The following is a 24,343-nucleotide window of genomic DNA, read 5'->3' as shown; positions in this document are numbered from 1 at the left end:
TGCGCCCCTGCGGTGCCCGGTTCGGATCAACCAATGTTCTCAGCCGGGTTCCTGCCCGGTTACGGCCCGGTATTTGACAGCGGCTACACGCTGCCCGGCATTCCGGGCCAATACACCCAAAGCCCGAACCGCCGGATCACCGGGCAATATCTGGGCGAGCAACCGATTGGCACCATCGACGTCGATCCATACTCGAAGTTCCTGTATTTCGTGCAGGAGGGTGCCAATTCCGTGCGCTATCCGGTTGGTGTTGGCCGCGCGGGTCTGGCCTTTGCCGGCAATGGCACCATCCAGCTGAAACGCAAATGGCCGGGCTGGACCCCCACCCAGAACATGATCCGCCGCGAGCCCGAGGTCTACGGCCCGTTTTCCGGCGGCATTCCGGGTGGTCTGCGCAGCCCCTTGGGCGCGCGGGCGCTGTATCTGTATCAAGGCGGGCGGGATACTTATTTCCGTATTCATGGCACCAATGACATGGAATCCATCGGCAATTCCGGGTCGGCAGGGTGCATTCGCCTGTTCAATCAGGACATCATCCACCTGTTCGAACTGGTGCCGATCGGCACCCCGGTCCACGTCCGCACCGAGGCAGAGGCGCTGCGGGTGGACCCGGAAAACTTCGGACGCGGCGTTGACTTGCCGTCACGCACCGTGGACCCCGAACTGATCTACGGCCCGTCTGCAAACACGCAGCCCCCGGTGTTCGACGACCCGCGCGACGGTATGCCGGCAACCGGCGGCGACTACGTTACGCTGTAATTTCAGGCGCTGCCCGTGACATTTGCCACGGGCGGCGCGGCCCCCCTTTTCTTTCCCCGGCGGCCCGGCAATAGTCCGCCGCATGACAGTTTCGCGCCCCCTCTGGCTGATCGCCGCCCCTGCCGTGTTTCTGGTGCTGTGGTCGGCGGGTTTTGCCATCGCCAAACTGGGGCTGGGCCACGCTGAACCAATGACCATTCTGGCGCTGCGCTACTGCCTTGTGCTGGTGGTGCTGCTGCCCTTTGTCGTGGCCCTGCGCCCGCCGATGCCCGCCACGGCGCGCGGATGGCTGGATGTGGCCGTGGTCGGCTTTCTGATACAGGTCGGCTATTTCGGCCTGTGTTATCTGGCGTTCAAATCCGGGGTCTCGGCGGCGGGGGTGGCAATTGTGGTCTGCCTGCAGCCGATTCTTGTCGCCCTGATCGCGCCGCGTTTCGTGGGCGAAGTGGTCAGCCCCCGGGCGTGGCTGGGTCTGGGCCTTGGCCTCGCGGGCGCGCTGGTGGTGATCCTTGCCCGGTCGAAGGTGCAGGCGGAAAACCCATGGGGGCTGCTGCTGGCGGTCGGGGGATTGCTCGGGATCACCGCCGGGACGCTGTATGAAAAGCGGTTCGGCATCACTCTGCACCCGGTCACGTCGAACATGATCCAATATGCCGTGGGGGCCGCCTTTACCCTGCCGATCGCACTGCTGACCGAAACCATGGCGGTGTCCTGGGATGCGGAGTTCATCGCGGTGATGGCCTATCTGGTGATCGGCAATTCGCTGCTGGCAATGTCGCTGCTGCTGGCGATGATCCGGGTGGGAGAGGTCAGCCGGGTGTCTGCCCTGTTCTATCTGGTGCCCGCAATGTCGGCGCTGTTCGCCTGGCCCCTTCTGGGCGAGGCGATGCCGCCAATGGCCTGGGCCGGGCTGGCCCTGGCAGGGGCAGGCGTGGCGCTGGTCAGCCGCAAGGCAAAACCGCCTAAGCCCGTATGACGTAATCCTTCAGCGTGGTTTCCACCACTTCCCAGACGCCAGCAAACCCGGGGCGGATGATATAGCTGTCGCCGCCACGCAGATGGGTTTCCGACCCGTCCTCGCTGCGCAGGATGGAATGGCCGGACAGGATATGCACATATTCCCATTCCGCATAGGACACCCGCCACGCGCCGGGGGTGGATTGCCACATGCCGCAATACAGCCCGTCCACCTCCTCAAGGTTCCAGGTGGTATGCACCGGATCGCCCGAAACAAGCTTGTCGGGGTTCGGGCGTTCTTCCTCGGGCATGGAGCCTTCGCGGGTGACGGGTTGTATCAGGGACATGGTGGCCTCCGGCAAATGTTGCGGCCATGGGGCACGGCGGGCGGCCCCGCGTCAAGCCCGCCCCTTGCTGCAGCTCCCCGATGTGCCGCAGTGCGGCGCAATATTCTTGCGCATCCCCGCGCGGTCATGCACTGATGTCAGGCAGTTTAAGGACGCCCCGCTGCCGGGTGTCACAGGCAGGAGACGATCATGAGCGCCACCACACCCGTCCGCCCGGTTCTGCCGCCAGACATCACGGCCCGCAAGGGCGGCCAGCCCTTGGTGATGCTGACCGCCTATACCACGCCGGTGGCGCGTCTGGTTGATCCGCATTGCGATATGGTGCTGGTGGGCGACAGCCTTGGCATGGTGCTGCATGGCCTGCCATCAACCGTGGGCGTGACGATGGAGATGATGATCCTGCATGGCCGGTCCGTCATGCGCGGGCTGACCAAGGCGATGCCGGTCATCGACCTGCCCTTCGGCAGCTATGAGGAAAGCCCGCAGCAGGCCTTCCGCAACGCAGCACGGCTGATGGCCGAAACCGGCGCGCCTTGTGTCAAACTGGAAGGCGGGGCGCATATGGCCGAGACCATCGCGTTTCTGACCGCGCGCGGGGTGCCGGTGATGGCGCATATCGGGCTGACGCCGCAATCGGTCAACACGCTGGGCGGCTATAAGGTGGTGGGCCGCGACGCAGAGGCCGACAAGGTGATGGCCGACGCCCGCGCGTGTGAAGCGGCGGGCGCCTTCGCCATCGTGCTGGAAAAGGTGCCGCAGGGCCTGACGGGCCGGATCACGGCCGCGCTGAGCATCCCGACCATTGGCATTGGTGCCGGGGGCGACTGCGACGGGCAGGTGCTGGTGATCGACGACATGCTGGGCCTGTTCACCGACTTCCGGCCAAAATTCGTCAAACGGTACGCCGAGCTGGGCAAACTCGCCGATGCCGCCATCGCCACCTATGCCGCCGACGTGCGCGCACGGGCCTTCCCTGGCCCCGAACATGCCTTTGCCGATGTGCTGCCCGCCAAGGCCAAATCGTGAGTCCTCTCACAATCGTCCGCACCGTCGCCGAATTGCGCGCCCATACCCGTGCGTGGAGGGCGGCCGGACAGGTGATCGGCGTCGTCCCCACCATGGGCGCTTTGCATGACGGCCACCTGAGCCTTGCCCGTGCGGCGCGGGCAGAGTGTGATCGGGTGATCACGACGATTTTCATCAATCCGATGCAGTTCAACAACCCCGATGATCTGCTGAAATACCCTCGCACCGAAGAAGCAGACGCGGCCTTGCTGGCCACCGTGCCGGTGGACCTGATCTTTGCACCCACGCGCGATGAGGTCTACCCCGAGGGGTTCAAGACCACCGTGTCGGTGGCGGGTGTGTCCGAACCGCTGGAAGGCCGCATGCGGCCCGGGCATTTCGACGGGGTGGCCACCGTGGTCAGCAAACTGTTCGGCATGACCATGGCCGACCGTGGCTATTTCGGCCAGAAAGACTGGCAGCAACTGCAGGTCGTGCTGCGGCTGGTGCGCGATCTGAACATGCCGGTGCAGATCGTCGGCTGTGAAACCATCCGCGAGGCCGACGGGCTGGCGATGTCGTCACGCAATGTCCGCCTGACGCCAGAGGGGCGGGCGAAGGCCGGGGTGCTTTACACCGCGATCACGGCGGCGGCAGAAGACATCCGCGCCGGACAATCCGACCGTATGGCGATCCGGGAGGCCGCCGAGGCGATCCGAGCGGCGGGGTTTGAACGGGTGGAATATATCGAGCTGCGCGATGCCGCGACCCTGATGCCATCAGACGATCCCGCCAGCCCGCGCCGGATGCTGGCCGCCTGCTGGCTGGACGGTGTGCGGCTGATCGACAATATCCCGGTCTGAAGCGCCTTTTCAGGCCATGCTCCAGCCCATTTTCAGTCCCTAAGTATCCCGGGTTGCTCATTGGTTTCGCCATTGGTTCAAGAGACCAATGAGCTTGGGGCAGAGCCCCAGCCCGCCCTCCCCCACCGGCGCACACTCACACCTCAGCGAACTGCCCATAGCTGCCCTGCGAAAACACCAGTGGCGCGCCCTCGCGGTATGCCGCGCGCAAAACGCGGCCCACCACGATCAGGTGATCGCCGCCGTCATGCGTGGTGTGTTGCACACATTCATAGCGCGCCAGCGCGCCGTGGATCACCGGCACCCCTTCCGGCGTCAGCTCATGGCTCAGCCCGTGGAACCCCGCGCCGCCGCGCCCGAAGCGGGCCAGCCAGTCGGCATGCGCCAGATCCAGCACATGGATCGCATAATGTTGCGCTTGGGCATAATGCTCAAACCGGCTGGACGATCGCGCCGGCGACCACAGCACCAGCGGCGGGTCGAGCGACACGGCGGCAAAGCTGTTGGCGGTGAAACCCATCGGCCCCTCTGCCGTGGCGCAGGTCACCACGGTCACCCCGGTGGCAAAACGGCCAAGCGCGTCGCGGAACGCGCGCGGGTTGGCTTCGGGGGTAAACACCGTTTCTGTCATCATCGCTCCATCGGCGCATTGGCCGTCTGCCATCACGGCACTTCATGCTCTATGGCATGGGTATAGAGCTCGAACCACGTCTGGCGATCCATTTCAACACGGCAGGCGTCGGAAAGTTTCGCAATCCGGTCAAGGCTGTTGGTGCCCATCACCGGCAAAATGCGTGCCGGATGGCGCAGCAGCCATGCCACCGCGACCGCCGACCAGTCAGTGCCCTGTTCCACCCCGATCCGGTGCAATGCCGCGCGCAGCGGCGTTTGCGATGCCGACAGCAAGCTGCCACCGGCCAGCGGACTCCACGCCATCAGGGGCTGCCCGTGGCGCTGGTGAAAGGCGATATCGCCATTGGTCAGGGCGGCGTTTGAGATCAGGTTCAGCTCAATCTGATTTGTCCGCAAGGGCGTGGTCATGCCCGCTTGCAGCAGTTGGAAATCCCAGGGCCGGAAGTTCGACACGCCGACAGACAACACCTTGCCGCCAGCCACGAGCGCATCCAGCACCGCGCCGGTTTCGTGATGGTCCATCAGCGGATCGGGGCGGTGGATCAGCAAAAGATCAATCCGGTCGGTCGCCATATCGCGCAAGGATGCCTCGACCGATGCGGTGATATGCGCCGCCGATGTGTCGTAGTGCTTGACCCGCGCGGCGGCATGGCGGCCTGCGGGGGCGATGATATCGCATTTGGTGACAATCTCGATCTGGTCACGCAGGGCGGGGGCGGCTTTCAGGGCCGCGCCAAAGAGCGCCTCGGCGGTATAGCCGCCATAGATGTCGGCCTGATCCATCGTGGTGATGCCTTGGGCAAGGCAGGCTTCGACCTTGGCCTGCACATGGGCGGGGGTGGTGTTTTCATCATCGCCCAGCCGCCACATGCCATAGACAAGGCGCGAGAGCGAGACGTCGGGCGAAAGGGCGATCTTTTCCATCAGCGGCGTGGTCCGTTTCCTAAAGGGGTGGCCGGGGTGCTGGCGGGCACGCGGCCATATGCGTGGGGGAGCGAGCAGGTTTTCAGCTGTGGCAGCACCTTGGTGCCGAAATGGTCACATTCATCAAGATGGGGATACCCCGAAAAGATGAAAGCCCGGATGCCCATTTTTCGGTACTCTTCAATCTGGCTCAGCACCTGATCGGTGGAGCCGACCAGCGCCGCACCACAGCCCGACCGCGCCCGGCCGATGCCGGTCCACAGGTGCGGCTCGGTATAGCCGAATTGGTCGGCCAATTCGCGTGCACGCGCCTGATGCGCGACACCCAGCGATATGGAATCATGCGCCCGGTCGCGGATCAGCTTGCCGTATTCGTCATCCAGTTTGCTGGCAATGTGTTCGGCGTAGTCCCGCGCTTCGGCCTCGGTGTCACGCACGATCATATGCACGCGCAGCCCGTAGTCGAGCGTGCGGCCATGGGCGGCGGCGCGGGCGTGCACATCGCGCATCCGCTGTGCCAGCATGTCTTTGGTTTCGGGCCACATCAGGTAGACGTCGCATTGCGCGCCACACAGTTCCAGCGCATCGGGGGAATAGCCGCCGAAATACAGCAAAGGTCCGCCGTTCTGCTGATAGGGCCGGGCCGGGTCGGCGCTGATCTTGCTGATCTGATAGACCTCGCCCGCATAGTCGATGTGGTCCTGTGTCCAGGCCTGCCGCAGAATTTCCACCACCTCATGGCTGCGCTTGTAGCGGAATGCACTTGGCTCGACCTCTCCGGGGAAGTCGGAACTGATGACATTCAGTGTCAGCCGGCCCTGCAGCATATGGTCCAGCGTGGCCACGGTGCGGGCCAGCATCACCGGCTGCATCTCGCCGCAGCGGATGGCGGCGAGGAAGTTGATACGTTCGGTGATCGGCGCACAGCCCGCAACGAAGGACAGCGTGTCCTGCCCGACCTGATAGGATGACGGGCACAAAATGTTGCGAAAGCCGTGGCTTTCGGCGCGCTGCACGATGCCGGAACAATGCGCCCAGCTGGACCGCATCGCCGGATCGGGCACGCCGAGGTATGCGTAATCGTCCGAACACAGGGCGGCGAACCAGCTGACCTCGCTCGCGTCCAGATCAGCCGAGGTGACTGGCACCACTGTCATCACATTTTCCTCCCTGAAAACCCGCGCATCAGACCCACGTTTTTTCTTGCGTAGCACTGGAAATGATATAGATCAATCCTGTATCAATTTACGGCACCGATATGTCATCCCCCGGCGCATTGCCCCTGTATCTGCAGATCAGCGAGCTTTTGATCCGTGATATCGCGGCGGGGCGGCTGATCGACGGCGAACGCCTGCCGCCCGAACGCGACATGGCGGCCGGTCTGGGCATTGCCGTGGGCACCCTGCGGCAGGCGCTGAAGGCCTTGGCGGGCAAAGGGCTGGTAGAGCGGATACAGGGGTCGGGCAATTACATCCGCGCCAAGGCGGACCCGACGTCGGTCTATGCGCTGCTGCGGATCGAATTGCTGGAAGGCGGCGGTCTGCCAACCGCCCGGGTGCTGTCGGTGGACCGGCTGCCGAAAGACCCCGCCCTGCCCGCTTTTGGTATCAGCAGTGAAGGCCACCGCATCCGCCGCCTGCGGTTCCTGTCCGGCGTGGTGGCGGCGGTGGAGGAGATCTGGCTGGACGGCGCGCTGGTCGACAGGATTGCGCCAGAGGATCTGTCGGAATCGCTCTATCTGTTTTACCGCCAGCGCCTGAACCTCTGGATCGCGCGCGCCGAAGACCGCATCGGCCTTGGCCCCCTGCCCGGCTGGGCCCCGGCGGAATTTCCGCACGCCCCCGGCACCCTGTTGCCAAAAATCACCCGCATCACCGAAGGACAGGACGGCCAGTCGGTCGAGGCGTCCTTTACCTGGTATGACCCTGACCGCGTGGCCTATGTGGCCCGCCTGAAATGAGGCTGACATGGATCTGAGATACGGTATCATCGGCTGCGGCATGATGGGGCAGGAGCATCTGCGCAACATCGCGCTGATCGACGGTGCCAGCGTGGCCGCGATCTTCGAGCCGGACGCTGCGATGCGGGCAGAGGCGGCAAAGCTGGCACCGGGCGCGGTGATGGCGGACAATCTGGCCGATGTGGTGGCCAATGCGCAGGTGAACTGCCTGCTGATCGTGTCGCCGAACTATATGCATCTTGCGCAGCTGGAGGAGATTGCCGCGATCCGCCCCCTGCCGATCCTGTGTGAAAAACCACTGTTCACCGACCCGGCGGATGCCCCGCGTCTGGCCGCGCTGCGCAGCGCCTACCCTGCCCCGATCTGGGTGGCGATGGAATATCGCTACATGCCGCCCGTTGCGCATCTGATCGCGCAGGCCAAAGCCGCGACCGGCGGGATAAAGATGCTGACCATCCGCGAACACCGCTTTCCGTTTCTGGAGAAAGTCGGCGACTGGAACCGCTTCAACTGCAACACCGGCGGTACGCTGGTGGAAAAATGCTGCCATTTCTTTGACCTGATGCGGCTGATCGCCGGATGCGATCCGGTGCGGGTGATGGCCTCGGCGGGTCAGGCAGTGAACCATCTGAACGAGCTTTATGACGGCCAGATCCCTGATATCTGGGACAATGCTTTCGTGATTGTCGAATTTGAAAACGGCCTGCGCGCCATGCTGGAACTGTGCATGTTCGCCGAAGGCGCGCGCTATCAGGAAGAGATCACGGCGGTGGGGCCAAAGGGCCGGATCGACTGTCTTGTCCCCGGCCCGGGGCGGTTCTGGCCCGCGCATCTGGGCGCAGCCCCGGTGCCGAAGGTGATCGTCAGCCCGCGCGACCCCAAGGGCCCGCAGGAACTGGACGTGCCGGTGGACCCGGGACTGCTGGCGGCGGGCGATCACAATGGCAGCACCTTTTACCAGCATCAGGGCTTTGCCCGCGTGGTAAGCGACGGGCAGACCCCCGAGGTCAGCCTGCTGGATGGCTGGTGGGCGGTGGCCATCGGCATGGCGGCGCAGGAAAGTGCCGCGACCGGGCAGGCGGTAGACCTGACCCGTGCCGCCTATGCCCCGACCGCTGCGCAAGGCCACCAGAGGTGATCTGATTGCGCCCCCGCGAAGGGCGGGGGCAAGCCGTTTTTTCAGGGGGCGCTGCCCCCGTCGCGCGGCGCAAGCACCCGTGGCCAGCCGGCCCGCACCGGCGCGCGACTCCCCCGGAGTATTTGGAAAAGCTGCAAAGCCGGGATGGAAAGGGCAGTTCGCGCTTGCATCTTGACCTCGAAATCTGTTCCCTGCGCCCAGACTTTCTGGAGACGATGATGACGGTTTTGAAGCTGAATGATGGAAACCGGATTCCGGCGCTCGGGCTTGGCATCTGGCAGATTCCGGCAGATCAGACCGCGCGCATCGTGTCTTTTGCGATCGGCATGGGCTATGGCCTGATCGACGGGGCGGCGATTTATGGCAATGAAGCGGGTCTTGGTCAGGGCGTGCGCGACGGGTCTGTGGCGCGCGATCAGCTGTTTGTCACCACCAAGATCTGGAACGACCGTCAGGGCCATGACGAGACGCTGCGCGCCTTTGACGAGTCGGTGGCGCGGCTGGGGATGGAGCCGGATCTGGTGCTGATCCACTGGCCCTGCCCGGAAAAGGGTCTGTATCTGGACACCTGGCGCGCGATGATCCGGCTGCGCGAAGAGGGGCGGGTCAAATCTATTGGTGTGTCGAACTTCATGGGCGACCATCTGGAGCGGCTGATCGGTGAAACCGGCGTGACCCCGGTGCTGAACCAGATTGAGCTGCACCCGGCGTTGCAGCAGACCGAACTGCGGGCCCTGCATGACCGGCTGGGCATTGTCACCCAATGCTGGACACCGCTTGGCAAGGGCCAGTCGTTTGATGCGGCCCCGGTGCAGGCAGTGGCCGCCCGCACCGGCAAGTCCCCGGCGCAGGTGATCTTGCGCTGGCATGTGCAGCTGGGCTGTTCGGTGATTCCGCGCAGCACCAATGCCGGGCGGCTGGCGGAGAACCTGGCGGCCTGCGATTTCAGCCTGACCGATGAAGAGATGGCGGCGATGGCCACACTGGATGCCGGCACCCGCCTTGGGCCAGACCCGCGCACATTCAGCTGAAGCCCATCGGCACGCCGGATTGTGCGCATCACAAAACAGCATTTGACGCCGCCCCGGTCCGGGCACATCGTGCCGCGCCTGACAGGAGCGTTGCCATGACCCAGACCAAGGCCCCCATCATCACCCCTGTCCTGATCGCCGGATGCGTGATCCTGATGCTGGGGTTTTCGATCCGCGCCAGTTTCGGGGTGTTCCAGATCCCCATTGCCGAAGATTTCGGCTGGGCGCGGGCAGAATTCTCGCTAGCCATCGCGATCCAGAATCTGGCCTGGGGTATTGGTCAGCCGCTGTTCGGCGCGATGGCCGAGCGGTTTGGCGACCGCAAGGCCATTGTGGCGGGCGCGCTGGTCTATGCCGCCGGGCTGGTGCTGTCTTCCTTTGCGGTGACACCCGGCCAGCACCAGTTTCTGGAAATTCTGGTAGGCTTTGGCATTGCCGGCACCGGCTTTGGCGTGGTGCTGGCGGTGGTGGGCCGGGCCGCCGCACCCGAGCACCGGTCGATGACCTTGGGCATCGCCACCGCTGCCGGGTCGATGGGCCAGGTATTCGGCGCACCTTTGGCGGAATACCTCCTGCAATCCTATGTCTGGCAAGAGGTGTTCGTGATCTTCGCGGGGCTGATCCTGTGCAGCCTGTTTGCACTGCCCTTCATCCGCTCTCCCCACGTTGCCAGCCGGGCGGAACTGGAGGAAAGCATGGGTACGGTGCTGACCCGCGCCTTCAAGGACCCGTCGTTCAGCCTAATTTTTCTGGGGTTTTTCAGCTGTGGCTATCAGCTGGCCTTTATCACCGCGCATTTCCCGGCCTTTGTGACCGAGCTGTGTGGCCCGATTGATCCGGGCGGCATGCTGGCGGGGATGGGGATCAACAGCACCTCGGCACTGGGTGCTGTGGCGATTTCAGTGATCGGGCTGGCCAACATTGCGGGCACGCTGACGGCGGGCTGGCTGGGCAAACGCTATACCAAGAAATACCTGCTGACCGGCATTTATGTGGCGCGCACCATCGCCGCCGCCGCCTTTATCCTGCTGCCGATCACCCCGGAATCGGTGCTGATCTTTTCCGCCGTGATGGGGTCTTTGTGGCTGGCGACGGTCCCGCTCACCTCGGGACTTGTCGCGCATATCTATGGCTTGCGCTATATGGGCACGCTCTATGGGTTTGTGTTCCTGTCGCATCAGATCGGCGGGTTTCTGGGGGTCTGGCTGGGCGGCAGGATGTATGACATCACCGGCGACTATACTCTGGTCTGGTGGATCGGCGTCGGCGTCGGGGCGTTTTCAGCCATCGTCCATCTGCCGATCCGGGAAAAGCCGCTGATGGCGCTGCCGGCCTGAGGCGGGCGCTTTTGGGAATGCCTCAATGCCCGAACGGGGCGACAATCAGGATCTCCAGATCCTGCGACGGGATGAAATCGCGGTATTCGACCACAAAGGTGGTCGGCCCGGTTTTCTTGACCCCGTTGGCACAGAGCGACAGGATATGGCCGGCATCACCCTTGTCCACCGTCAACCGGAACCGGCCAATCGGCCCGGCCCAGGAATTCGCGGTGCGCAACACATACGAGATGTGCCAGGCCGCGCCTGTCACCATGCCATCAGCCGCTGACGCGGCCAGAGTTTTTGCCAGCCCCCGCGAGGTGGCGGCATCAATGCAGTATTGCTGGCTCAGCCCCGCCAGCCATTCGGCATTTGGCGGGTCTTGCCAGACAAAAATGCCCCCCGGCGGCCGGTTGTCATAGCTGTGCGAGACGCGCAGCATCTGCCCGGCCGAAAAGGTCTGGGTCCAGTGATAGCGCAGGACGACCGACCAGAGCGGCATCACGTCTTCGCCGGTCAGGTCAGGCCCGTCATTGAATGCCTCTACCAGCCCATCCTCTGCCATGGCACGCAAGGTGCGGGCATCCATCTGGTCCAGCGCTGCCAGCACCGCATCGGCATCGGGCACCAGCGGCAGACCATAGCGCTGCAAAAGCGCCGTCACATCCGCGCCCGGCGTGTCATATTGCTGCGACAGCGGGCGGCCCTCTTCCCACGCAGGCTCGATCACGGCGATCCGGTCGATGCGGACCGGCACTTCGACGCCATCCACAACCGCGCGGAAATTGACCAGATCGGGCTGGCCGGGGTCATCGGGCAGATTGTAATCCGAGTTCATCAGAGAGCTGAGCGCAATCGGTGGCAAGGGAAAGATCACCTCGCCGGTGACATCCGCATCGGTCAGGTTGCGGAACACATAATCGACCCGTACCTGTTCGGGGCTGACGAACAGGTCTTCTTCCTCCATCGCGATGGCGTTGGTCTGGCCAAAGGTCAGCCCCGTCGCGCTCAGACCGCCGAAGCCATCATTCGCCTGCGCCACCGGCGCGGTTGTCAGTATAAGCCCTGCGGCCAGCATAGCAAGAAATCGCATTATAGGGCTCCGATCAGATGCGCCGCCACTCTGCCCGCCGGGCACCGCTGCGGCAAGGCCGGTTTCTGGCCCCGGCCGATGTATTTGCGCTGGTTGACCCGCCTGCGCGACCCTGCAATGGTCGCGCGCCAAGCAAGAGGATACCCGATGCGCGCCGGAATTGCTGCCCTGCTGGGGGCTTACGTCCTCAGCCAGTTTTACCGCGCCTTTCTGGCGGTGCTGACCCCGGTGCTGGACCGCGATCTGGGGGCCACGGCCAGTGATCTGGCTGCCGCCTCTGGCCTGTGGTTTCTGGCCTTTGCCGTGATGCAGATCCCGGTGGGCGAGGCGCTGGACCGAGTTGGTCCGCGCCTGACCTCTGCCGTGCTGATGGCCATCGGGGCCGTGGGCGCGGTGATCTTTGCGATGGCGACCGGGCCGGGGGCGATTAAGCTGGCCATGGTGCTGATCGGCGTCGGGTGTTCGCCGGTGCTGATGGCGTCTTATTACATCTTCGCGCGCAGCTATTCGCCTGTGGTGTTCGGCACGCTGGCCGGGGCCACGGTCGGCATCGGCAGTCTGGGCAATCTGGTGGCGTCGGTGCCGCTGTCACTGGCGGTTGAAGCCTTTGGCTGGCGCGCCTCGCTCTGGGGGCTGGCCGCGATCACGGCGCTGGTGGCACTGGCGATCCTTGCCCTGCTGCGCGACCCTGCCCGCAGCCCGGGCGGGCAGAAGGGCAGCCTGCTGGACCTGTTGCGCATGCCCGCGCTGTGGCCGATGCTGATCATGATGGCAGTCTGCTATGCGCCCGCCGCGTCTATCCGTGGTCTCTGGGTCGGGCCGCTGTTCCGCGACGTGTTTGGTGCCGATGCGGCGTGGATCGGGCAGGTCAGCCTGATCATGGGACTGGGAATGGTGGCGGGCAGCTTTGCCTATGGTCCGCTGGAGCGCGCGCTTGGCACCCGCAAATGGCTGATCCTTGGCGGCAATGCGCTGGCGCTTGCAGCGCTGGTCGGGTTGTGGCTGTCGCCGCAAAGCCCCACCCTGACCATCGCCCTGCTAACGGGCTTGGGCTTTGCCGGAGCGTCGTTTCCGATGGTCATCGCCCATGGCCGCGCCTTTATCCCCGCCCATCTGACCGGGCGCGGCGTCACGCTGCTGAACCTGTTCGGCATCGCGCCCGTGGGCCTTTTGCAACTGGCCACCGGCCGCATCCACGCCACCACCGCGCCCGATCCGGCCTCGGCCCCCACCGCCGCGATCTTCGGCTTCATCGCGCTGTTCCTTGCGGCGGGCCTGATCGTCTACGCCTTCTCGCAAGACCGCACCGACTGACTTCATCTGTTCGAAAATATCCCGGGGGTGTGGGGGCTGGCCCCCACTCTTTCTTCATCAACCCTTCCCCCTGCCCCCCCTTTGCGGTATTGCGCAGCGTCGTTTGACGCATGGAGGGACGGATGGGCTATAGAGTCGTTGTCGTGGGCGCGACGGGGAATGTGGGCAAGGAAATGCTCAATATCCTCGCCGAGCGTGAATTTCCCGTGGATGAGATCACCGCACTTGCCAGCCGCAAGTCGCTGGGGACTGAAGTTTCCTTTGGCGACAAGACCCTCAAGACCAAGGATCTGGACACCTTCGATTTCACCGGGTGGGACATTGCGCTGTTTGCCATCGGTTCGGATGCGACGAAAATCTATGCGCCCAGGGCCGCCAGCCAGGGCTGTGTGGTGATCGACAACTCGTCGCTCTACCGCTACGACCCGCAGATCCCGCTGATCGTGCCCGAAGTGAACGCCGATCAGGTGGTGCATTACAAGAACAAGAACATCATCGCCAACCCCAACTGCTCGACCGCGCAGATGGTGGTGGCGCTGAAGCCGTTGCACGACCGTGCCCGGATCAAGCGGGTGGTGGTGTCGACCTACCAGTCAGTTTCCGGCACCGGCAAAGAGGCGATTGACGAGCTGTGGAACCAGACCAAGGGCATCTACGTGCCGGGTCAGGAAGTGAAGCCCTCGGTCTACCCCAAACAGATTGCCTTCAACGTGATTCCGCATATCGACGTGTTCCTCGATTCCGGCGACACGAAGGAAGAGTGGAAAATGGTGGTCGAAACCAAGAAAATCCTCGACCCCAAAATCAAGGTCACCGCCACCTGCGTGCGGGTGCCGGTGTTTGTCGGCCACTCCGAGGCGATCAACATCGAATTTGAAGATTACCTCGATTGGGAAGAAGCCACCGATATCCTGCGCGAAGCGCCGGGGGTGCTGGTGGTCGACAAGCGCGAGGCGGGTGGCTACATCACGCCGATCGACTGTGTGGGCGAATATGCCACCTATGTCAGCCGCATCCGTCAGGATGAGACGATCGAGAACGGCCTGAACATCTGGGTTGTGTCAGACAACCTGCGCAAGGGGGCTGCGCTGAACGCGGTTCAGATCGCCGAAGTGCTGGGCCAGCGGTGCCTGAAAAAGGGCTGAGGCGTTCAGCCATCAGACCGGAAAAGCCCGCCCTCCGGCGGGCTTTTTCATGGCTGCCCCACCGGGCGCGCTCAGAACCGTTCGGCCCGAAGCACTTCGCAATCGCTGACAGAGACCACGCCGATATGCCGCTCGACCACGGCAAAGGCGGCATCCAGCAGATGCTCCAGCCGCTCCGGCCGGATCAGGCAGACAACCGCCACCATGCCACCGCGCCCGACCTGACCTTCGCGCGTCCACTCACCTGACCGGCCTGAACCGCCCAAAACCGGCAGCACGGTGTAGCCAGTCACCCCGGCGCGGGTCAGCGCATCGGTCAACCGGCTTTGCATCGGGGCTTCGATAATGATCTCAACACGTTTGGCGGCATGGGTCTGCATCTGTCAGCCTCCGGTCAGGGCCTGGGCCACGGCGATATAGGCCGGAATCCCAAGTGTCAGGTTAAACGGAAAGGTCACCCCCAGCGAGAGGGTCAGATAGATCGACGGATTCGCCTCGGGCAGCGCCACCCGCATCGCAGCGGGCACTGCGATATAGCTGGCAGATGCCGCCAGCACCATCATCAGCGCGACACCCCCGGTGGACAGCCCCAGCAGCATCCCGACCGCCAGCCCGGCCAGCGCACCCACCAGCGGCATCACCACGCCGAACACCAGCGCGCCCGCCGTCAGCACCCCGCGCGACGCCCGCAGGCCCCGCCCGGCGACCAGCCCCATATCCAGCAGGAACAGGCACAACACGCCCTGAAACGGTGAGACGATGAAGCTTTCGATCCGCACCATGCCGTCCTGTCCGGTCACCATGCCAATCACGAAAGATCCGACCAGCAGCACGATCGACCCGTTCAGCAAAATCTCGCGCCACAGATCGGCATCCATCCGCTGCGCGCCGCTGCCCGCGCGGCTGACCAGCCACAGCGCCGATATGATCGCAGGGGCCTCCATCGCGGCGGCAACGGCAACCATATAGCCTTCGGACGCAATCCCCTGCGAGGCCAGCACCGAGGTGGCTGTGACAAAGGTGACAATCGAGATTGAGCCGTAATGCGCCGCGACTGCCGCCGCATCGGTGACCGACATCCGCGTCAGCCCGCGCAACAGGGCAAAGGCCACAAGCGGCAGCGCGAAAGACAGCATTACCCCGGCCAGCAGCGCCGAGATCAGCCGCGCATCGACCCCGTGATCGGCCACCGCAACCCCACCTTTGAAGCCGATCGCAAACAGCAGATAGATCGACAGCGCCTTGGCCGCCGCCTCTGGAACCGTCAGCTCTGACCGCGCCAATGCGGCGAACAACCCCAGTGCAAAGCACAGGATCATGGGAGACAGCAGATTGTCTGCCGCCAGAGAGAGAATATCCTGCATTGAAGCCCCCTGTTCGCGCCGATATGGGGAGCGATTAATCTATGACAAGATCAGACAGCCACAAACCCGCGCAGCGGATCGTAATGTTCCAGTGTGCCCTCGCCCGTGTCATTCCACAGCCCGTGCAGCGTCAGCCGGTCATCGGTGACCGCATCCTTCACGAAGGGAAAGCTCATCAGGTTTTCCAGACTGACCAGCACCGCCTCTTTCTCCAGCGCGCGCGGGCGGTCGGCATCCGGCAGATCGCGCACCCGTTCAAACCCGGGGCGCAGAATGTCCATCCAGCGTCCGACAAAGGATGTCTTTTCCTCCAGCGCCGGGGCGTGGCCCATGCACATGTCGTGGCAGCCCTTGACCCCACCACAATTGGAATGCCCCAGCACGACAATATGCGCGACACCAAGCGAGGTCACCGCATATTCCACCGCGGCCGAGGTGCCGTGATAGGTGCCATCGGGTGAATAGGGCGGCACCAGATTGGCGACATTGCGGTGAATGAAAAACTCGCCCTCATCCGCGCCGAAGATCGAGGTGACATGCACCCGGCTGTCGCAGCAGGAAATCACCATGGCCCGCGGATGCTGACCGCTGGCGGCGAGCCGGCGGAACCATGCCTTGTTGTCCTGATAGGTGGTTGCGCGCCAGCCATGAAAGCGCTGGATCAGATACTGCGGAAGGGGGCGGGCTGCATCCATGCCGAACGGCCTCCTGAAATGGGCAACATGTCCTGATACGCAGCAATCGCAGAAAATTCGAGAGGGATTATTCTGCAGCTGCAACCTTTTCTTCAACAGACAGCGCCCAGTCTGACGACGGGTGTGAACAAGAGGTGTGGGATATGCAGGCTGGCAATGTGGTACGGCTTCGGCCGCAGGAAAGATTGCGGCACGATGCCGAGCCGATCGCCGCGATTTACCGCGATCTGGGCACGGATTCGGCAGAACAGGTGGTGATGCGGGCATTGGCCCAGGTAGCGGTGACCATGGCCGGGCTGGCCAGTCAGGTGCATGCGCATGACATGTCCGATCTGTCGCGGCATCTGCGCCGGTTGCAGCGGATGGCGGACAATCTGGGCATGATCTCGCTCGCGCTGGTTGCGGGCGATGTGCGGAGCTGCCTGGCCTCGGGCGATTCGACTGCATTTGCGGCGGTCTGGGCGCGGCTGATCCGCATTGCCGAAGGGGCGCTGTCGCCCGACAAAGAGTGGCTGGACCGCTCACTCATCTAGCGGGGGCTTGCGGGTGGCGCGGGAAAGGCTAGGCTTTGGCGACCCAGAAGGAACCGTCAGATGACCCCGCCCCAGATGCCCCCTGCGATGCCTCCGACCATGACCGCCCTGCCCGAATTTGCGCCTGCTGATGCCGCATCCTTGCCCCTGCATGTCATCGCGCCCGATGATCTGCCGGATTGGCTGGCGGGGCCGGGGCAGGCTTGGGCGGGGTGGCTTGACGCAACGGGATTCAAGGCGGCCTTGGGTGATCTGCGCCTGCTGCCCGGGGCATCTGGCCTTGCCGGGGCCGTGATCGGCAGCGGCGCCGCCCCGGCGCGGGCGCGCGGGCGGTTTGGGCTGGCCAAGGCAGTGGCTGGCCTGCCACCGGGCGACTGGCATCTTTCAGGCACGCTGACCGACGCTGCCCGGACAGAGGCCGTGCTGGGCTGGCTGCTGGCCAGCTACCACTTTGACCTCTACCGCCCCGGCAAGGAACGGGCGCCGCTCCCCCGGCTGAAAGTGCCGGACGGAATGGATGGCAAAACCCTTCTGGCGATGGCTGCGGGCGAGTATCTGACCCGTGACCTGATCAACACCCCCGCCAATGACATGGGCCCCGATGACCTGCAGGCCGCGTTCTTTGCTTTGGCCAAAGAATATGGGGCCACTGCCACCGCGATTGTCGGCGATGACCTGCTGGCGCAGAATTTCCCGATGATCCACGCGGTCGGCCGCGCCTCGCCGCGCGCGCCGCGCCTGCTGGAGATGCGCTGGGGCACCACAGGCCCGCAGCTGACGCTGGTGGGCAAGGGCGTGTGTTTTGACACCGGCGGGCTGGATCTGAAGCCATCGTCCGGGATGCTGCTGATGAAGAAGGATATGGGCGGGGCCGCCACGGTCATGGGTCTTGCGCTGATGGTCATGCGGCTTGGCCTGCCGCTGCGGCTGCGGGTGCTGGTCCCGGCAGTGGAAAACAGCGTATCCGGCACCGCGATGCGCCCGCGCGACATTCTGACCTCACGACGTGGCCTGACGGTCGAGATCAACAACACCGATGCGGAGGGCCGGTTGATACTGGCCGATGCGCTGACCTATGCGAGTGAGGAAGAAGGTGCCACGATCATATCGATGGCCACGCTGACCGGATCTGCCCGCGTGGCGGTGGGGCCGGATCTGGCCCCCTATTTCACCGACGATCCCGCCATGGCAGATGCGATTGCCACAGGGGCGGCGTCAGGGTTCGATCCGGTCTGGCGGCTGCCGTTCTGGGATGCCTATGAGCCGATGATCGAACCGGGCATCGCCGATCTGGACAATGCGCCGTCGGGCGGCTTTGCCGGGGCGATCACCGCCGCGCTGTTCCTGCGCCGCTTTGTGAACACCCCGCGCTATGCGCATTTTGACATTTACGGCCATACCCCCGCCGACCTGCCCGCGCGGCCAAAGGGCGGGGTCGGTCAGGGTGCCCGGGCGCTGTTTCATGCACTGCCAGGCATGCTCGGCCTATGATGGACCGCCGCACCACCCCGTTTTCGGGCCGCTTGGCCCTTCCCTCCCTGCGCGGGCAGGTCGAGGCGACCTTTACCGAAGGCGAGGCGGCACGTGTGCGCCAACCGCTCGCCGATCTGCTGGCCCATCCGGGCGGGGCGCGGGACCGGCAATTGCTGATGGGCGATGCGGTGACGGTGATCGACCTGCAGGACGACCACGCCTTTGTGCAGGCCGCCAAGGACGGCTATTGCGGCTGGCTGGCGGCATCGGCCATCGGCCCGGCCACAACCCCCACCCATTGGGTCGCCGCCCGGTCCAGCCATCTGTATTCCCGGCCAAAGGTGCAGGCCCCAGAACGCGAGGCGCTGCCGTTCGGCGCGCTGCTGACCGTGTCGGGCATCCTTGGCAGCTTTGCCGAAACCCAGATGGGGTTCGTGCCGCTGGCCCATCTGCGCGGGACGCACGACCGCCCGGATGATCCGGTGGCGGTGGCCGAAGCCTTTCTGGGCGCGCCCTATCTGTGGGGCGGGAACTCGGCAGCGGGGATCGACTGTTCCGGGCTGGTGCAGGCGGCGCTGTTGGCTTGCGGCCTGCCCTGCCCCGGTGACAGCGACCAGCAGCAATCCTTGGGTCAGGATCTGGCCGATAACATGGCCGTGCAGCGCGGTGACCTGATGTTCTGGGCCGGACATGTCGCATGGGTGGTGGATGCCCGGCGCATTCTTCATGCCAATGGCCACACGATGACCGTGGCCTACGAGCCGATCGCCGGTGCCATCGCCCGCATTCTGGCGCAGGACGGCGGCCCGGTGACGGCGCGCCGACGTCTCATCTCTCCCTGACGGTCGATCTTCGGTAAACAGGACAGAGCGGAGGAGCGCCCGGTCAGTCTATCGGCCGGATCAGCTTGCGTTCCAGCACCCGCAGCACCTGCGCCAGATCGCCGCCGCGCCGCAGGATATGACCATCCATGCCCACCACCGCATACATCCCCTGCTTGCCGCGCAGCTTCGGGCGCTTTTCGATCCGGTACAGCGGCTGTTCGGCCGTGCGCCGGTACACCTCGAACACCGCGAAATCGCGCAGGGTGGAAATGCCATAATCGCGCCATTCGCCCAAAGCCACCATCCGGCCATACAGCGCCAGAATCGCCGACAACTCCGGCCGGTCGAAACACACCTGCTCGGGCAGGGATGTGGTGAAGGGGTAGTGGCTCGGGGGTTGAACCGTCATCCGATCAGCTTACTGCCGGGGCCGTTTAAATCAAGCCCGGATGCGCTGCCCCACTTCCACCATGAAAAGACCCCGGCCCTGCCGCGGGCCGACCCGATTGCCGCCACACCACCCCGCGATACAGAGCCTACGTTGTGTGAGTAAAGTCCGGGGATCGGGTGTTGACTGCCCCCGCCCAGATGCCCGGTCCCCGGACCGTCACGCCGCGACACAAAGCCCCCGTCTTCGTGACGGGGGCTTTTTTTGTTGCCCGTGCCGGTCACCGCGCCTGTCAGGTAAATCCAGCCGCCAGCCGGACCTCGCCGGTTTCCAGCCCGCGCCAGTTCTTCTGCACGCCGGGCAGCCGCTTTTGTGCCATCGGATGATCTGCCGCCAGCACCCCCAGCCGCACCAGAAGCGCCACCACCGCCGCCTCGGATGCGCGGGTGGCCCCGTCGGCGATCTTCAACGCAATGCCGATCTTTTGCTCAGGGATCATCGCGACAAACACCGCCTCGGCCCCGGTCTTGATCGACACGCGCCCGCCCATGGCCCGCATCAGTTCGGTGCAGGCCCGGCCTTCGCCCGCCACCATTTCAGGATGCGCCGCCATCGCGTCGCGCAGCCGGGCCATGGCCCGCTGCCGCGCATCGCCACTGTCGCGCGCAGCGGCAAAGCCCTGCATCGCCCGCGCCAGACCCGCCAAAGACATCGCAAAATTGGGGGCCGAACAGCCGTCGATACCGTAGCCCGCCACGGATTCACCCGTCACCTCTTCGGTTGCGGCCTTGATCGCGCGTTGCAGCGGATGGTCAATCTCCACATACTCCGGCCCGGCTTTCATGTACTGCGTGGCGGTCAGAAAACCGCAATGCTTGCCCGAGCAATTGTTGTGCAACTGGCAGGGCGGGTCGTCCGCGCGGATCAGCCGGTTGCGCTCTTCGCGGTCATAGGGTTCGTGCGACCCGCAGCGCAGATCCGCCTCGGCAAGACCCAGCTCCGCCAGCCATTGCCCGGTCATCCCCACATGCAAAGCCGCACCCTGATGGCTGGCGCAGGACAGCGCCAGATGCCGGTCGGTCAGACCTGCCGCATCTGCGGCACCACTTTCGACCAAGGGCAGCGCCTGAATCATAGGGCAGCGCCTGAATCATCTTGCACGACGACCGGGGGAAGATGATGGTCGCCGGATCGCCCCAGCTTTCCCGCACGCCGCCCTCATCCCAGATCACCGCATGACCTGCGTGGCAGCTTTCCAGCCGCCCGCCGCGCCACAGCTCTACCATCGGCACCGCGTTTTTCATCAGCGTCCCCCCTCACAGATGCGCGATTTGTTGCCCATGGGGCTTTCGCGGATTGGCCTTTTTGCGTTATGGGTGGGATATCGGGTTGAACGCCCCCATGCCACAGGAAAAGCCGTATCACAAAAACGGCGGCGGAGGGGCAGAGGCAAAGGACAGCTTGGAGGCTGTAACATTATGACATCCATCTTCGTGCGCACCGCACTTGGCGTTGCCATGGCCCTGGCCGCATCGTCCACCTTCGCGCAAGAATCGACGAACCGCGTCGCCACCCTCACGGACTGGAGCGTGTTTACAGAAGAAAATCCCAAGGAATGCTGGGGCGTGTCCAGCCCGAAGGAAACCGTGAACAGCCGTGATGGCCAGGCGGTTTCCGTGCGCCGGGGCGATATCCTTTTGTTCGTGACCTTCCGTCCGGGCGCAGGTGCGCGCGGCGAAGTGTCGTTCACCGGCGGCTACCCCTTTGCCAACGGCTCGACCGTCAAAGTCGTGATCGACGGGCAAAGCTATGATCTGTTTGCCGATGGCGAATGGGCCTGGCCCGCAAGCGCCGAGGCCGACGGTGCCCTGCTCACCGCGATGAAGCGCGGGGCCACTGCGGTGATCACCGGCGCATCCGGGCGCGGCACCCAGACCCAGGATACCTTCAGCCTGCGCGGCTTTACCGCCGCCATGACAGAGGCTGAAACCCGCTGCAAATAAGCCCCGGGCTCAGGAAAGACACGGCGCCCCGGCCACCCCGGGGCGTTTTGCGTTTCCCGCCCCAACGGTCCGGTGTGCTGAATCGCACGGTTTCGTTTGCCCGGTTCCGTTTTGGCACCGAATCCCCTATATGAATGCCTTAGCCCGCCAATGGAAACGCCGATGACCCCGACTGCCCCGATCACTCAGGATGTGCTGACCCTGCCGCGCAAGCTGCCCGAGGGGGGGCTGACCAATATCATCGGCCTGACCCGCGACCAGCTGCGCGACGCGCTGATCGCGGCAGGCACCCCGGAAAAGCAGACGAAAATGCGGCTGGGGCAGATCTGGCAATGGGTCTACCACTGGGGCGTGCGCGATTTTGCGCAGATGACCAATCTGGCGAAAGACTACCGCGCCCTGCTGGCCGACCACTTCACGATCGAGCTGCCCGAGGTGGTCAGCAAACAGGTCTCTACCGATGGCACCCGCAAATATCTGGTGCGCATCGCGGGCGGGCACGAGGTAGAGGTGGTCTACATCCCCGAAACCGACCGTGGCACGCTGTGCATCAGCTCTCAGGTCGGTTGCACGCTGACCTGTTCGTTCTGCCACACCGGCACCCAGAAACTGGTGCGCAACCTGACGGCGGGCGAAATTGTCGGTCAGGTCATGCTGGCGCGCGACGATCTGGGCGAATGGCCGGTGCAGGGCGACCCCAAGAATGAGATCCGGCTGATCAGCAATATCGTTCTGATGGGTATGGGCGAGCCTCTGTACAACTTCGACAACGTCCGCGACGCGATGAAAGTGGTGATGGACAACGAAGGCATTGCCCTTGGCCGCCGCCGCATCACCCTGTCCACCAGCGGTGTCGTGCCCGAAATCGCCCGCACCGCGACTGAAATCGGCTGTCTGCTGGCGGTGTCGTTCCACGCCACGACTGACGAGGTGCGCGACCAGTTGGTGCCGATCAACAAACGCTGGAACATCGCCACACTGCTGGATGCGCTGCGCGACTATCCGGGCCTGTCGAATTCCGAACGGATCACCTTTGAATATGTGATGCTGGACGGGGTGAACGACACCAAGGAAGACGCGCATCGACTGGTCGAACTGCTGCGCGGCATTCCGGCCAAGGTCAACCTGATCCCGTTCAACGAATGGCCCGGCGCGCCCTACAAACGGTCCAGCGGCAACCGCATCCATGCCTTTGCCGACATCATCTATCAGGCCGGCTACGCCAGCCCGATCCGCACCCCGCGCGGTGAAGATATCATGGCCGCCTGCGGCCAGCTGAAATCAGCGACCGAACGCGCCCGCAAATCGTCACGCGCCATCGCGGCCGAGGCGGGTCTTGCGCATGGATAACGCCGGGTGGGCAAATTGCCGCGTTCCCGCTGTTGTGCAAATTTCTGTAGCATATTTGTGTTACCCGACATACCAGTCCGGGACCGTTCCGCTACGGTCCGGATCTGTAAAGACACCCGAACGACAAGCCGCAAAGGCCCCTGAATGACGATGATGCAGAACGACCTGGCGCAAGCCCAAGAGGCGAGCGCCAGAAAATGGGTGCCGTTGCTGGCCAAATACCGCGATCCTTCGACCAAGCGTTCGCTGTTTGAACTGGCGGTCACGCTGGCCGGATTTCTGGCCTTCTGGGCCGCAGCCTGGGCGGCGCTGTCGGTCAGCCCCTGGCTGGCGCTCGCCATTGCCGTGCTGAACGGCTTCTGGCTGGTGCGGCTGTTCCTGATCCAGCATGATTGCGGCCATCAGTCGTTCTTTGCCAATCGCGAGGTGAATGACTGGGTTGGCCGCGCCATCGGCGTGCTGACGCTGACGCCCTATACGGTGTGGAAGCGCACGCACTCAATTCACCACGCCCATGCCGGCAATCTGGACCGGCGCGGCATCGGTGACGTGATGACGCTGACGATTGACGAATACAACCAGCGCAGCTGGCTTGGCCGCCTTCTGTACCGGGCCTATCGCCATCCGATCGTGATGTTCGGCATCGGCCCCGCCTATCTGTTCATTCTGGAATACCGCCTGCCACTGGGTCTGATGACCGCAGGCTGGCGCTACTGGCTGTCGGCCATGGGCACCAATCTGGTGCTGGCCGGGTTGATCACCGGGTTGTACCTGTTGGGCGGCTGGCAGCTTCCGGTGGTGATCTTCTTTCCAACTGTCGTCGCTGCTGCCACCATCGGGGTCTGGCTGTTCTTTGTGCAGCATCAGTTCGAAGACACCTATTGGGACAACGAAGCCGACTGGCAGATGCATGATGCGGCGCTGCTGGGCAGCTCACACTACAAACTCCCGCAGCCCCTGCGCTGGATGACCGCGAATATCGGCATCCACCATGTGCATCACCTGTACAGCCGCATCCCGTTCTACCGCCTGTCCGAGATCTTGCGCGATTATCCGGTGCTGGCCGAAGCCCAGGTGCTGACCCTGCGCGAAAGCCTGTCCTGCGCCCGCCTGCACCTGTGGGACGAAGCAGGCCGCCGTCTGGTCACCTTCCGCGAAGCGCATCAGGCCCGGGCGGCTCAGGCGGCCTGAGGGGCTTAACCCCACCTTAACCATGTGCTGGGAA

General features: G+C 64.2%; 25 protein-coding genes and 1 pseudogene. 16 read left to right on the top strand and 10 right to left on the bottom strand.

The features are described 5' to 3' along the window. Positions 1-33 precede the first annotated feature (33 nt). Both Q7J44_RS01535 and Q7J44_RS01530 read left to right on the top strand, forming a co-directional pair. Complete coding sequence (locus Q7J44_RS01535) at positions 34-759, top strand: L,D-transpeptidase (protein WP_304876332.1); 726 nt, start codon at positions 34-36, stop codon at positions 757-759. An 82-nt stretch (positions 760-841) separates the two neighbouring features. Next, positions 842-1,735, top strand: a complete 894-nt coding sequence (locus Q7J44_RS01530; RefSeq protein WP_304876330.1) for a DMT family transporter — start codon at positions 842-844, stop codon at positions 1,733-1,735. Here the strand turns inward: Q7J44_RS01530 and Q7J44_RS01525 are convergent. Then, positions 1,722-2,063, bottom strand: coding sequence for a cupin domain-containing protein (locus tag Q7J44_RS01525; RefSeq protein WP_304876328.1), 342 nt, complete (start codon positions 2,061-2,063; stop codon positions 1,722-1,724). The two genes, Q7J44_RS01530 and Q7J44_RS01525, sit on opposite strands and share 14 nt — an antisense overlap. Positions 2,064-2,252: 189 nt before the next feature. Between Q7J44_RS01525 and panB the strand changes: the two genes are divergently transcribed. After that, entirely contained in the window at positions 2,253-3,089 is an 837-nt protein-coding gene (panB, locus tag Q7J44_RS01520) for a 3-methyl-2-oxobutanoate hydroxymethyltransferase (protein WP_304876326.1), read from the top strand. Beyond that, positions 3,086-3,931 carry a pantoate--beta-alanine ligase gene (gene panC / locus Q7J44_RS01515; RefSeq protein ID WP_304876324.1) on the top strand — a complete coding sequence of 282 codons (846 nt, stop codon included), beginning with the start codon at positions 3,086-3,088 and terminating at the stop codon, positions 3,929-3,931. Before panB ends, panC begins: the two co-directional genes overlap by 4 nt. 136 nt (positions 3,932-4,067) lie before the next feature. Here the strand turns inward: panC and Q7J44_RS01510 are convergent, their stop codons facing one another. The 3 genes from Q7J44_RS01510 to Q7J44_RS01500 are packed head-to-tail and all read right to left on the bottom strand — an operon-like array spanning position 4,068 to position 6,645. Further along, positions 4,068-4,565 carry a flavin reductase family protein gene (locus Q7J44_RS01510; protein ID WP_304876378.1) on the bottom strand — a complete coding sequence of 166 codons (498 nt, stop codon included), beginning with the start codon at positions 4,563-4,565 and terminating at the stop codon, positions 4,068-4,070. A 29-nt stretch (positions 4,566-4,594) separates the two neighbouring features. Continuing rightward, a complete protein-coding gene (locus Q7J44_RS01505) occupies positions 4,595-5,488 on the bottom strand; it encodes an aldo/keto reductase family oxidoreductase (protein ID WP_304876322.1) in 894 nt (297 codons plus the stop codon). Next, positions 5,488-6,645 (bottom strand): LLM class flavin-dependent oxidoreductase, encoded by a 1,158-nt coding sequence (locus Q7J44_RS01500; protein ID WP_304876320.1) that lies wholly within the window; start codon positions 6,643-6,645, stop codon positions 5,488-5,490. Before Q7J44_RS01500 ends, Q7J44_RS01505 begins: the two co-directional genes overlap by 1 nt. A 101-nt stretch (positions 6,646-6,746) precedes the next feature. Here Q7J44_RS01500 and Q7J44_RS01495 point away from each other — a divergent pair, with 101 nt between their 5' ends. The 4 genes from Q7J44_RS01495 to Q7J44_RS01480 all read left to right on the top strand — a co-directional run bounded on the left by Q7J44_RS01495 (position 6,747) and on the right by Q7J44_RS01480 (position 10,954). Continuing rightward, positions 6,747-7,448 carry a GntR family transcriptional regulator gene (locus Q7J44_RS01495; protein ID WP_304876318.1) on the top strand — a complete coding sequence of 234 codons (702 nt, stop codon included), beginning with the start codon at positions 6,747-6,749 and terminating at the stop codon, positions 7,446-7,448. 7 nt (positions 7,449-7,455) lie between these two features. Then, positions 7,456-8,586 carry a Gfo/Idh/MocA family protein gene (locus Q7J44_RS01490; protein WP_304876316.1) on the top strand — a complete coding sequence of 377 codons (1,131 nt, stop codon included), beginning with the start codon at positions 7,456-7,458 and terminating at the stop codon, positions 8,584-8,586. A gap of 218 nt (positions 8,587-8,804) precedes the next feature. Then, positions 8,805-9,617, top strand: a complete 813-nt coding sequence (locus Q7J44_RS01485; RefSeq protein ID WP_304876314.1) for an aldo/keto reductase — start codon at positions 8,805-8,807, stop codon at positions 9,615-9,617. Positions 9,618-9,712: 95 nt separating this feature from the next. Then, a complete protein-coding gene (locus tag Q7J44_RS01480; protein WP_304876312.1) occupies positions 9,713-10,954 on the top strand; it encodes an MFS transporter in 1,242 nt (413 codons plus the stop codon). 22 nt (positions 10,955-10,976) lie between these two features. Here the strand turns inward: Q7J44_RS01480 and Q7J44_RS01475 are convergent, their stop codons facing one another. Further along, entirely contained in the window at positions 10,977-12,029 is a 1,053-nt protein-coding gene (locus Q7J44_RS01475) for a DUF4424 family protein (protein WP_304876310.1), read from the bottom strand. Positions 12,030-12,176: 147 nt separating this feature from the next. On the opposite strand from Q7J44_RS01475, the gene Q7J44_RS01470 reads away from it, so the two are divergent. Both Q7J44_RS01470 and Q7J44_RS01465 read left to right on the top strand, forming a co-directional pair. After that, entirely contained in the window at positions 12,177-13,343 is a 1,167-nt protein-coding gene (locus tag Q7J44_RS01470; protein ID WP_304876308.1) for an MFS transporter, read from the top strand. A 122-nt stretch (positions 13,344-13,465) separates the two neighbouring features. After that, positions 13,466-14,488 (top strand): aspartate-semialdehyde dehydrogenase, encoded by a 1,023-nt coding sequence (locus Q7J44_RS01465; protein WP_304876306.1) that lies wholly within the window; start codon positions 13,466-13,468, stop codon positions 14,486-14,488. Between the two features lie 71 nt (positions 14,489-14,559). On the opposite strand, the gene Q7J44_RS01460 is transcribed toward Q7J44_RS01465, so the two are convergent. From Q7J44_RS01460 to Q7J44_RS01450, 3 genes are read right to left on the bottom strand one after another with little or no spacing between them, the layout of a single operon-like run. After that, positions 14,560-14,868 (bottom strand): transcriptional regulator, encoded by a 309-nt coding sequence (locus Q7J44_RS01460; protein ID WP_304876304.1) that lies wholly within the window; start codon positions 14,866-14,868, stop codon positions 14,560-14,562. Positions 14,869-14,871: 3 nt separating this feature from the next. Then, complete coding sequence (locus Q7J44_RS01455; RefSeq protein ID WP_304876302.1) at positions 14,872-15,852, bottom strand: sodium-dependent bicarbonate transport family permease; 981 nt, start codon at positions 15,850-15,852, stop codon at positions 14,872-14,874. A 50-nt stretch (positions 15,853-15,902) separates the two neighbouring features. Then, positions 15,903-16,547, bottom strand: a complete 645-nt coding sequence (locus Q7J44_RS01450) for a carbonic anhydrase (protein ID WP_304876300.1) — start codon at positions 16,545-16,547, stop codon at positions 15,903-15,905. A 143-nt stretch (positions 16,548-16,690) separates the two neighbouring features. On the opposite strand from Q7J44_RS01450, the gene Q7J44_RS01445 reads away from it, so the two are divergent. From Q7J44_RS01445 to Q7J44_RS01435, 3 genes are read left to right on the top strand one after another with little or no spacing between them, the layout of a single operon-like run. Continuing rightward, positions 16,691-17,080, top strand: a complete 390-nt coding sequence (locus tag Q7J44_RS01445) for a hypothetical protein (protein ID WP_304876298.1) — start codon at positions 16,691-16,693, stop codon at positions 17,078-17,080. A 60-nt stretch (positions 17,081-17,140) separates the two neighbouring features. After that, complete coding sequence (locus tag Q7J44_RS01440) at positions 17,141-18,571, top strand: M17 family metallopeptidase (protein WP_370692932.1); 1,431 nt, start codon at positions 17,141-17,143, stop codon at positions 18,569-18,571. Further along, a complete protein-coding gene (locus tag Q7J44_RS01435; protein ID WP_304876374.1) occupies positions 18,571-19,395 on the top strand; it encodes a C40 family peptidase in 825 nt (274 codons plus the stop codon). Before Q7J44_RS01440 ends, Q7J44_RS01435 begins: the two co-directional genes overlap by 1 nt. A 43-nt stretch (positions 19,396-19,438) precedes the next feature. Here the strand turns inward: Q7J44_RS01435 and Q7J44_RS01430 are convergent, their stop codons facing one another. Both Q7J44_RS01430 and Q7J44_RS01425 read right to left on the bottom strand, forming a co-directional pair. Continuing rightward, the gene (locus Q7J44_RS01430) at positions 19,439-19,786 is read right to left on the bottom strand and encodes a DUF2794 domain-containing protein (RefSeq protein ID WP_304876296.1); all 348 of its coding nucleotides are present in this window, start codon (positions 19,784-19,786) and stop codon (positions 19,439-19,441) included. 271 nt (positions 19,787-20,057) lie between these two features. After that, a pseudogene (locus Q7J44_RS01425) lies at positions 20,058-21,069 on the bottom strand (asparaginase). A gap of 174 nt (positions 21,070-21,243) precedes the next feature. Between Q7J44_RS01425 and Q7J44_RS01420 the strand changes: the two are divergent. From Q7J44_RS01420 to Q7J44_RS01410, 3 genes are all read left to right on the top strand, one after another. Beyond that, positions 21,244-21,768, top strand: a complete 525-nt coding sequence (locus tag Q7J44_RS01420; RefSeq protein ID WP_370692931.1) for an invasion associated locus B family protein — start codon at positions 21,244-21,246, stop codon at positions 21,766-21,768. Positions 21,769-21,930: 162 nt separating this feature from the next. Then, positions 21,931-23,118, top strand: a complete 1,188-nt coding sequence (rlmN, locus tag Q7J44_RS01415) for a 23S rRNA (adenine(2503)-C(2))-methyltransferase RlmN (protein WP_304876294.1) — start codon at positions 21,931-21,933, stop codon at positions 23,116-23,118. A gap of 153 nt (positions 23,119-23,271) precedes the next feature. After that, a complete protein-coding gene (locus Q7J44_RS01410) occupies positions 23,272-24,309 on the top strand; it encodes a fatty acid desaturase (RefSeq protein ID WP_370692934.1) in 1,038 nt (345 codons plus the stop codon). Positions 24,310-24,343: the final 34 nt, after the last annotated feature.

The sequence above is a fragment of the Pseudotabrizicola sp. genome (assembly GCF_030656345.1).
GTDB lineage: Bacteria > Pseudomonadota > Alphaproteobacteria > Rhodobacterales > Rhodobacteraceae > Pseudotabrizicola.
This window is presented reverse-complemented; position numbering and strand designations above follow the sequence as displayed.

Excerpts from the sequence above, each read along its gene's own strand:
- Q7J44_RS01535 (WP_304876332.1), top strand. The coding sequence starts at position 34 with ATGTTCTCAGCCGGGTTCCTGCCCGGTTACGGCCCGGTATTTGACAGC.
- Q7J44_RS01530 (WP_304876330.1), top strand. The coding sequence starts at position 842 with ATGACAGTTTCGCGCCCCCTCTGGCTGATCGCCGCCCCTGCCGTGTTT.
- Q7J44_RS01525 (WP_304876328.1), bottom strand. The coding sequence starts at position 2,063 with ATGTCCCTGATACAACCCGTCACCCGCGAAGGCTCCATGCCCGAGGAA.
- panB (WP_304876326.1), top strand. The coding sequence starts at position 2,253 with ATGAGCGCCACCACACCCGTCCGCCCGGTTCTGCCGCCAGACATCACG.
- Q7J44_RS01510 (WP_304876378.1), bottom strand. The coding sequence starts at position 4,565 with ATGATGACAGAAACGGTGTTTACCCCCGAAGCCAACCCGCGCGCGTTC.
- Q7J44_RS01505 (WP_304876322.1), bottom strand. The coding sequence starts at position 5,488 with ATGGAAAAGATCGCCCTTTCGCCCGACGTCTCGCTCTCGCGCCTTGTC.
- Q7J44_RS01500 (WP_304876320.1), bottom strand. The coding sequence starts at position 6,645 with ATGACAGTGGTGCCAGTCACCTCGGCTGATCTGGACGCGAGCGAGGTC.
- Q7J44_RS01495 (WP_304876318.1), top strand. The coding sequence starts at position 6,747 with ATGTCATCCCCCGGCGCATTGCCCCTGTATCTGCAGATCAGCGAGCTT.
- Q7J44_RS01490 (WP_304876316.1), top strand. The coding sequence starts at position 7,456 with ATGGATCTGAGATACGGTATCATCGGCTGCGGCATGATGGGGCAGGAG.
- Q7J44_RS01485 (WP_304876314.1), top strand. The coding sequence starts at position 8,805 with ATGACGGTTTTGAAGCTGAATGATGGAAACCGGATTCCGGCGCTCGGG.
- Q7J44_RS01480 (WP_304876312.1), top strand. The coding sequence starts at position 9,713 with ATGACCCAGACCAAGGCCCCCATCATCACCCCTGTCCTGATCGCCGGA.
- Q7J44_RS01475 (WP_304876310.1), bottom strand. The coding sequence starts at position 12,029 with ATGCGATTTCTTGCTATGCTGGCCGCAGGGCTTATACTGACAACCGCG.
- Q7J44_RS01470 (WP_304876308.1), top strand. The coding sequence starts at position 12,177 with ATGCGCGCCGGAATTGCTGCCCTGCTGGGGGCTTACGTCCTCAGCCAG.
- Q7J44_RS01465 (WP_304876306.1), top strand. The coding sequence starts at position 13,466 with ATGGGCTATAGAGTCGTTGTCGTGGGCGCGACGGGGAATGTGGGCAAG.
- Q7J44_RS01460 (WP_304876304.1), bottom strand. The coding sequence starts at position 14,868 with ATGCAGACCCATGCCGCCAAACGTGTTGAGATCATTATCGAAGCCCCG.
- Q7J44_RS01455 (WP_304876302.1), bottom strand. The coding sequence starts at position 15,852 with ATGCAGGATATTCTCTCTCTGGCGGCAGACAATCTGCTGTCTCCCATG.
- Q7J44_RS01450 (WP_304876300.1), bottom strand. The coding sequence starts at position 16,547 with ATGGATGCAGCCCGCCCCCTTCCGCAGTATCTGATCCAGCGCTTTCAT.
- Q7J44_RS01445 (WP_304876298.1), top strand. The coding sequence starts at position 16,691 with ATGCAGGCTGGCAATGTGGTACGGCTTCGGCCGCAGGAAAGATTGCGG.
- Q7J44_RS01440 (WP_370692932.1), top strand. The coding sequence starts at position 17,141 with ATGACCCCGCCCCAGATGCCCCCTGCGATGCCTCCGACCATGACCGCC.
- Q7J44_RS01435 (WP_304876374.1), top strand. The coding sequence starts at position 18,571 with ATGGACCGCCGCACCACCCCGTTTTCGGGCCGCTTGGCCCTTCCCTCC.
- Q7J44_RS01430 (WP_304876296.1), bottom strand. The coding sequence starts at position 19,786 with ATGACGGTTCAACCCCCGAGCCACTACCCCTTCACCACATCCCTGCCC.
- Q7J44_RS01420 (WP_370692931.1), top strand. The coding sequence starts at position 21,244 with ATGACATCCATCTTCGTGCGCACCGCACTTGGCGTTGCCATGGCCCTG.
- rlmN (WP_304876294.1), top strand. The coding sequence starts at position 21,931 with ATGACCCCGACTGCCCCGATCACTCAGGATGTGCTGACCCTGCCGCGC.
- Q7J44_RS01410 (WP_370692934.1), top strand. The coding sequence starts at position 23,272 with ATGCAGAACGACCTGGCGCAAGCCCAAGAGGCGAGCGCCAGAAAATGG.